This is a genomic window from Aeromonas sp. HMWF015 (assembly GCF_963878965.1).
In the GTDB taxonomy this organism is placed as follows: Bacteria; Pseudomonadota; Gammaproteobacteria; order Enterobacterales; family Aeromonadaceae; genus Aeromonas; species Aeromonas veronii.
Genome location: NZ_CAWNZT010000022.1, coordinates 17398 through 24376, shown reverse-complemented (window position 1 = coordinate 24376; position 6979 = coordinate 17398). Strand labels below are relative to the sequence as shown.

The 6979-nt window shown below is 61.2% G+C and carries 6 protein-coding genes; 1 reads left to right on the top strand and 5 read right to left on the bottom strand.

From position 1 onward, the window contains the following. Positions 1-329: 329 nt before the first annotated feature. The 3 genes from AACS18_RS00995 to AACS18_RS00985 form a co-directional block, all read right to left on the bottom strand. Positions 330-1376: an NAD(P)H-dependent flavin oxidoreductase gene (locus AACS18_RS00995; protein ID WP_108612004.1), complete on the bottom strand. Its 1047-nt coding sequence runs from the start codon at positions 1374-1376 to the stop codon at positions 330-332. Continuing rightward, a complete protein-coding gene (locus AACS18_RS00990; protein WP_064339497.1) occupies positions 1373-1651 on the bottom strand; it encodes a helix-hairpin-helix domain-containing protein in 279 nt (92 codons plus the stop codon). The genes AACS18_RS00995 and AACS18_RS00990 overlap by 4 nt, the downstream gene beginning before the upstream one ends. 70 nt (positions 1652-1721) lie before the next feature. After that, positions 1722-2363, bottom strand: coding sequence for a ribonuclease T2 family protein (locus AACS18_RS00985; protein WP_108612003.1), 642 nt, complete (start codon positions 2361-2363; stop codon positions 1722-1724). Between the two features lie 203 nt (positions 2364-2566). Here AACS18_RS00985 and AACS18_RS00980 point away from each other — a divergent pair, with 203 nt between their 5' ends. Next, the gene (locus AACS18_RS00980; protein WP_005343397.1) at positions 2567-3127 is read left to right on the top strand and encodes a gamma carbonic anhydrase family protein; all 561 of its coding nucleotides are present in this window, start codon (positions 2567-2569) and stop codon (positions 3125-3127) included. Between the two features lie 70 nt (positions 3128-3197). On the opposite strand, the gene AACS18_RS00975 is transcribed toward AACS18_RS00980, so the two are convergent. Beyond that, positions 3198-6236: a cytochrome c peroxidase gene (locus AACS18_RS00975; protein ID WP_108612002.1), complete on the bottom strand. Its 3039-nt coding sequence runs from the start codon at positions 6234-6236 to the stop codon at positions 3198-3200. Between the two features lie 191 nt (positions 6237-6427). Continuing rightward, a partial coding sequence (locus AACS18_RS00970) for an SAM hydrolase/SAM-dependent halogenase family protein (RefSeq protein ID WP_258228667.1) occupies positions 6428-6979 on the bottom strand: 552 nt, incomplete at its 5' end.

Genomic DNA, 6979 nt, shown 5'->3' with positions numbered 1-6979 from the left:
AAGCCTTATTTTCAAAGGCTTTTCGAGGTCATCGACGAGGTTGTTTGCGTTGCCGCCTGCCCTGTCGATGGAGGCGCATTATAGAGATCCAGCTCACATTGGCAAGGCTTCGCCGCAATAAAATTGCAAAAAAGTGCAATTTCTTGGTTATTCATATCAATACACAGCCTTTATACAGACTTATCCACATGGGTGGGTAAGGTGCGGGGTTTTGTCTCCAGATAAGCGCCTCACAAGGGAACAGGCACTCATCCATCATCGCAACACCGTCGCGTCCGACGCACTGCACCAACGGCCGCTTCTATATAAAGAGGCGTATATAGCAGTGCTTATCCCAATCCAGCCTCTTTGACCCTGCACGCTATCAGCTCGCTGGCAGGAAGATCCCTGCAACCCGATACATTCTGGCCAGCCCAGAGCGGAGAGAAGCCACTGTCCCCCGCCTTCTCGGCGGCGGCACGCAGCGGTGCCAGTGCGCCACTGGCATAGGGGAAGTGAGGGGCAAGATCCGAGAGCGGGCCCAGCTCACGCATCAGACGGTTGACGATGCCCCGCGCCGGACGGCCACTGAACAGATTGGTCAGTGCCGTCTGCTGGCCTTGGGGCGAGTGGAGGACAGCGCGATGCAGCGCCGAGGTGGTCGCTTCATGGCAGCAGAGAAAGGCGGTGCCCATCTGCATGGCGCTCGCCCCCATTGCCAGCGCGTTGGCGATCCCCTTGCCATCAACGATACCGCCAGCGGCAATCACCGGCAGATCGGTCACCGCGAGGATCTGCGCCAGCAGGGTCAAGGTGCTCTGCTGCAAGGCGAGATCATCGGAGAGGAAATGACCGCGATGACCGCCCGCCTCCAATCCCTGAGCGATGATGGCATCGGCGCCGTGTTGAGCGAGCCATACAGCCTCCGCCACCGTGGTGGCGCTGGCAAATACCTTGACCTCCGCAGCCTTCACCTGGGCAAGCAGCTCGGGAGCGGGCAGGCCGAAGTGAAAGCTGACCACCGCCGGTCTGAACTCAGCCACCATGGCGGCATGTTCCTCATTGAAAGGGGCACGACTTGGCGCCGTCGTAACGGTTGGGGGAAGTATGCCGAACTCGGCGTAGTAGGGAACAAGGCGCTGCTGCCAGCGGGCCAGTGCAACGGGATCCGGTTCCCGTTGCCGATGGCAGAAGAAGTTGATGTTAAATGGCCCAAGGCCACGTTGGGAAAGACACTCAAATTCGCCGCGCAGTTCTGCTGGCGTGAGCATGGCGGCAGGCAAGGAGCCCAAGCCGCCCGCACGGGTCACGGCCAGCGCCAGATCGCTTCCCTGCACACCGGCCATCGGCGCCTGAATAATGGGATAACGCATCCCCAGTTCGGTAAAGAGGCTCATCCATTCACCCCGTTTGTCGCATCCGCCGCTAGATGTGCGCGGGCCAGTGCGATGGCACCGTCGATAGCACTGCGCGCCTGCGGGCTGTTCTGCCAACAGGTCGAGCCCAGCATGCTGGCCACCAGCTGGACGATATGGGTTGTGTCGGCCTCGGCCAATCCGGCCAGAGTATGGTAGCCAAGCTGTTCGAGCCGCCCGATAACGGTCGGCCCCACCCCTTTCACCCCAAGCAGCATTGCCCGCTCTTGCGGGCCAAACCGGTTGTTGCCATCCATCTGTCAGACTCCTTTCCGATAGCCGTGGTTGTACATCAGGCCCGCAAGGGGCCCGATGGTGAGTGAAGACTTAACGCACGCTGCGCAGCAGGAAGTCCGGCTGACCGCAGGAGCGGCGCTCGCGCTTTTGCATCTCGGAGGAACAGGTGACCGCATCCGTCCCCTCTTTATTGACGCAGATATAGATCTCCCGCAGGAAGCGGCCACCATCGGCACAAGCCACCGTGATGTTGTCGGGAGCCAGCCACGCGTTGACGCTCGCCAGATCGGCCTTGAGCTGGAAGCTGGTTTTGCGCAGCGGCTCTTCCGGGGATTGATAGGCCGCCGGGATCTTCACCTTCTGGCGCAAATCGCTCGCCAGCTGATGGAAGGCCTGCTGGCTCAAGCCGGAGCAGGTGCCGTGCTTCTCCCACTCATGGCGATAGAGGAAACGGCTGGGGTAGAGGTCGGCAAACTCGCTCTCCATATCGGGATCGAGCCGTTCGCGGGTGCAGTTGCTGGGGTAACCGCGATCGTACTGGGGCCAGAGACCATGCAGCACAAAGCCCAGCTTGCGGGAACACTGGTCCCGATCGGCCGGTTTGACGGCGCAATGCTCGGGCGACCAGGAAAGCGCCATGGCGTAATAGTCAAACTCCCCCGCCTCCCCTTTGGCCTGCACGGCCGAGGAGAGCAACAAACCTCCCGCCAACAGGGCAATCATCTTCTTCATCTTTATATATCCACCTTACGCGACTCGGGATAACAGCCATGCTCCCATATTCTGGCGACCGGAAACAGCCATGCCGAAACGGCATATGACAAGGGTCAGACCAGTCAGGGGTTTCACCAGAGGGCGAGCAGGGGTAAGCTGACCGACCGGTAGGCTCCTCGTCCACCACCAGATAATCCCTCTTGGCAACCACAGGATGTAACATGATCCGCAAGAATCCCTCCGGCCATCTGCCTGTCATCGACGAATCCGCCTATATCGACAAGACCGCCATCATCTGCGGCAAGGTGATCATCAAAGAGAATGTCTTTGTCGGCCCCTATGCGGTGATCCGCGCCGACGAAGTGGATGCCAACGGCGAGATGGAGCCCATCGTCATCGGCGCCAACTCCAATATTCAGGATGGCGTGGTGATCCACTCCAAATCCGGTGCCGCCGTCACTATCGGCGAGTACACCTCCATCGCCCACCGCTCCATCGTCCACGGGCCGTGCGAAGTGGGAAACCGGGTCTTTATCGGCTTCAACAGCGTGCTGTTCAACTGCCATATCGGTGACGGTGCCGTGGTGCGTCACAACTCGGTGATCGATGGCTGCGATCTGCCGCCGGAGTTCTACGTCCCCTCCACCACCCGCATCAACCAGCAGAGCGATCTGACCCATATTCCGCGGGTTTCGGTCGATGCCGCCGAGTTCTCCGAGGACGTGGCCCACACCAATATCGATCTGGTCAAAGGGTACAAGGCGCTCTCCAACGAGTTCTGATCCTTTCTTTATTACCAGAGAACAAAACGGGCGCCGAGGCGCCCGTTTTTCATCTGACTATCTATGAAGGCTAGATGGCCCTGACGCAGGTGGCTGCATGAGCCTCATCCGCCATATCCCACAGCGGATCACCAGTGCTCAGGTCGAGCAGCGGCAGCTCACCATCATCATTGGCAGTCGCATCGCTACTCCAGTAGCGGTTGTAGAGCGGCCACCCCTGCTGCTGAAGCAACTGATCCGTCGCGCCATCCTTGTTGTAAGCGGCAAACAACGCCTCCAGCTCGGCCCGGGTCGGCAGACGCCAGTCATCATGACCGTGCGCCACCAGCTGCTGGCAGTAATCCCGCGCCCGCGCTTGACCCATGGTCACATACTCCAGCGGGAAGGGATTGTAGTCACCATCGCTGTCACTGCTCACACCGTCATAGGAGATAGACAGACGCTCCGCCTCGTCCTTGGTCAACTGGCAGACAAAGGCAAGCTTGCCCGCCACCAGCTCGGGTTGACGACAGCCCCGGGCAAAATCGGGCTGGGCATCCACCACCTGCACCGTCACGGTCAACGTGTGACGAGCCGTGGTCGCCACCAGTCGTGCCGTACCGACCGCCACACCGCGTAACTCGCCCTGCGGACTCACGGTAGCGAACTCCGGCTGTTCGCTGCGCCACTCAACAGGCCCATCGAGCGGGCCGAGAGAGCCATCGCTCAGTTGCCACTGCAGTTGCAGAGGAAGCGTCCGCCCCATTTCCAGCTGAGGCTGGGCAGGCAGCACAGCCAAGCCGGTGATCACGGCTCCCACCGGAGTAGGGTCATCCACCTCACTCACCCCCAGCTCGGCAACAGTGGCCGGGGTGCGGCGCGGCTCGGCCGAGGCGCTGCGCAAAAACTCGCCAATGGCATCGAGCTCGTCATTGCTGAGGCCAAGAGCATGCAGGTGATCGGAGGCTTTGGGGAAGAAGGGATCATATTGATCCGCACCGGTCGGGAAGCCGACCCCGCTGCTCCACTTGGTCACGCCAAAGTTGTACATGGCCACCACCCCCTGCACCGAGCCGCCGATACGCTGGGCCAGGATCGGGAAGATGCCGTTGTGCATATAGGGGCCGGTAAAGGCGACGTCCCGCAAGCTGGGGGTCTTGAAGCGACCGATGTCCGCCTTGTTGCGGGTCTGCAGGAAGCGCCCGCGATCTTCCAGCTTGCCACGACCGTAATAGGTGAGCCCCACACTCTCGAACCCGTGCTGACTCAGCAGCGGGCCGGAGTGGCAGTTCATGCAGCGGCCATCGGTGCGGTAGAGGTGCATCCCCCACAGCGCCTTGTCACTGAGCGCCTGACTATCCCCTTTGACGAAGCGCTCAAAATCGCTGTCGCGGCTGATGATGGTGCGCTCGAAGGTGGCGATCGCCTTGGCGATCCGCTCCAGCGTGATCCCCTGATCGCCAAAGGCGGTGGCAAAGGCGGCCTGATAGTCGGGGCTGGCCTGCAAGCGAGCCAGCAGCTCGTCATGACTCAGCGCCATTTCGATGGGGTTCTGGATCGGGTGAAGCGACTGCTCCTCCAGCGTGGCGACCCGCCCGTCCCAAAACTGGGTCGAGCTGAAGGCGCTGTTGAGGATGGAGGGGGCGTTGCGATTGCCCTTCTGGCCCAGATGACCGACCGATACGCTCAGGCCGTCGCTCCACCCCTTTTGCGGATCGTGGCAACTGGCACAGCTGATGTCCCACCCCTTGGAAAGCTGCTTGTCGAAGAAGAGCTGTTGACCCAACACTACCTTGGCCCGGCTATAGGGGTTGTCGGCCGGGAAAGGAACCGCCGGCAGCGGCCCCAGCTCCTGCCATTCCACCCCGTCATCCACCCGGGCGGCAGGCCATTGGGCCGATGAACCGCTGTATTGGGCGCGCAGGGCCGCCATGTCCGGCTTGCTGCTGTCGCGTACCACGGAGGGTCGCACCGGATAGGGTGCCAACGCATACCAGAGCAGACTGCCCTCTCCCTCATCCAGCCAGGTTCGGGTCGCCAGCTGATAGAGACGGGGCTGACCCGCACCATCCTGCAGCCAGAGCTGGGAGGGCAGGGTGACGGCAAAGGTATTGGGATAACGCCATGCCGACTTGTCACTGCTCAGCAATCGCTCGAATTCGGTGAGGGTCGGCAGGCGCCAGTCGCTACGGCCACAACCGCTCGGCACCGCCGCCAGTTGTGCTTGGCTGGCAACCGTCAACGCACTGGTGTCACTGCCATAAAGCCAGTACTGGCTGCCCTTGACCCCGCTGACCGTGCGCACATCGTGCAGGCACTGCCAGGGGCCGCGCACCACCAGCTGCCCCTGCTCATCGAGGCGCAACAGATCAGCCGTCTCCGGCTCGTCCGGCTGGCTGGGATTGGCGGGATAGAGCTGGGTGCGGGCGGACTGGATCTGGGCGCTGTTGCTGCGCTGATACCAGCTGCGTGCCTGCTTGTCATCGCGCAGGGCCAGCAGCATCTGCCAGCTGTCGGCATAGTCGAGCACAGAACCCGGCTGGCGTTGGGCCAACAGGAAAGCGGCGTAATCCTGAATAACAGCCTGTTGTTGCAGGCGGATCTCCTCTGCCCTGCCCCACTCGGCCTGGCTGAGAGAGCCATCTCCGCTCTGATCCGCCAGCAGGAAGAGCGCCGTCTCCTCCTCGTTTAACCCTAGCCGCGGCACGCTGTTGCGGCGCGCCAGAGTGATCCCGGCCGAGAGATCCGCCACTCGCACCGATACCGCACGCAGCAGATAGCCCTCGTCGCTACCGAGCAGCTCCAGCGGCTGATCCAGTTGCAGACCTGCTGGCAAGGTGATGCTGACAGGTTGACCGGGTTCGATGGCCTGTTGCACACGGATCCCGGTGGCGACCTGTTTCACCTCGAGCTGTGCCCCCGCCCCCAGCCGATCGGCCACATTGACCTCAATGGTCAAAGGAACCCGGGTATGAGTTTCCGGCGGTACTATTGGCGGCGTGATGGGCGGTTCGGTCGGCTTGACGACCGGCGGGGTCACCTCGGGTGAGGGGGGCACCGACGTAGTGCTGTGATTGTCATTGCATGCGGTCAGGGCCAGCAGGCTGAGCAGTAAAAGGCTGGTTTTCATTCGATATGGTTGGGTGGTCAGACAAGTGTGCGATTATCCAACCAAATACCAATCATTATCAATTGCATTCAATTAATATGCTTTTTGACAACAACTCCTTATCAGCAACGTCTTACCACCCAATGAGAGAGGGCAGCCTCTTTGGCTGCCCTCTCTTGCTTCAAACCCGATTGTCGAAAGCCCGACAATCTTCAGGAGCACTTCTTCAGGCTGATATGCCAGTTGGCACCGGATTGCACCTGATGCTTGGCGGCGAAGCTGTCCATGTTCAGCGCCACCGACACCTGCAGCAGGCTGTTGAGGTAGACCAGCGGCTGACCTTCCGGCACATCACCGAAGCTGCTGACGTAAGGCGCCTTGCCGTCATATTTGACCACATCCCCTTCGCGGATCTTGATGCAGGCGTTATCCCCCTTGTTGATACCCGCCTTGGTCAGCAGGGCATCGTCGATATTGGTCCAGACGTTGCCGTACTGCACATCGAGGATCGGGATGGTGCCCTTGAGGGTGCCATCTTTCTCGGCGACCGCAGGCTGATAGGGGATCTTCACCACTTCGGCGGGCAGCAGCGGGCCAACCTGCTCATAGCTGATGGCGCCGGAGGCGAGCCGTGCGCCGGTATAGGCGTACACATCGCGGCCGTGGAAGGTGTAGGACTTCTCGGAGCCCTTGAGGCGATTGAGTTTCTCGTCAATCTGGCGCACCGCCTCGATGCCGAAGTGCTCGGCCACCAGGGTCAGGGT

Excerpts from the sequence above, each read along its gene's own strand:
- AACS18_RS00995 (WP_108612004.1), bottom strand. The coding sequence starts at position 1,376 with ATGAGCCTCTTTACCGAACTGGGGATGCGTTATCCCATTATTCAGGCG.
- AACS18_RS00990 (WP_064339497.1), bottom strand. The coding sequence starts at position 1,651 with ATGGATGGCAACAACCGGTTTGGCCCGCAAGAGCGGGCAATGCTGCTT.
- AACS18_RS00985 (WP_108612003.1), bottom strand. The coding sequence starts at position 2,363 with ATGAAGAAGATGATTGCCCTGTTGGCGGGAGGTTTGTTGCTCTCCTCG.
- AACS18_RS00980 (WP_005343397.1), top strand. The coding sequence starts at position 2,567 with ATGATCCGCAAGAATCCCTCCGGCCATCTGCCTGTCATCGACGAATCC.
- AACS18_RS00975 (WP_108612002.1), bottom strand. The coding sequence starts at position 6,236 with ATGAAAACCAGCCTTTTACTGCTCAGCCTGCTGGCCCTGACCGCATGC.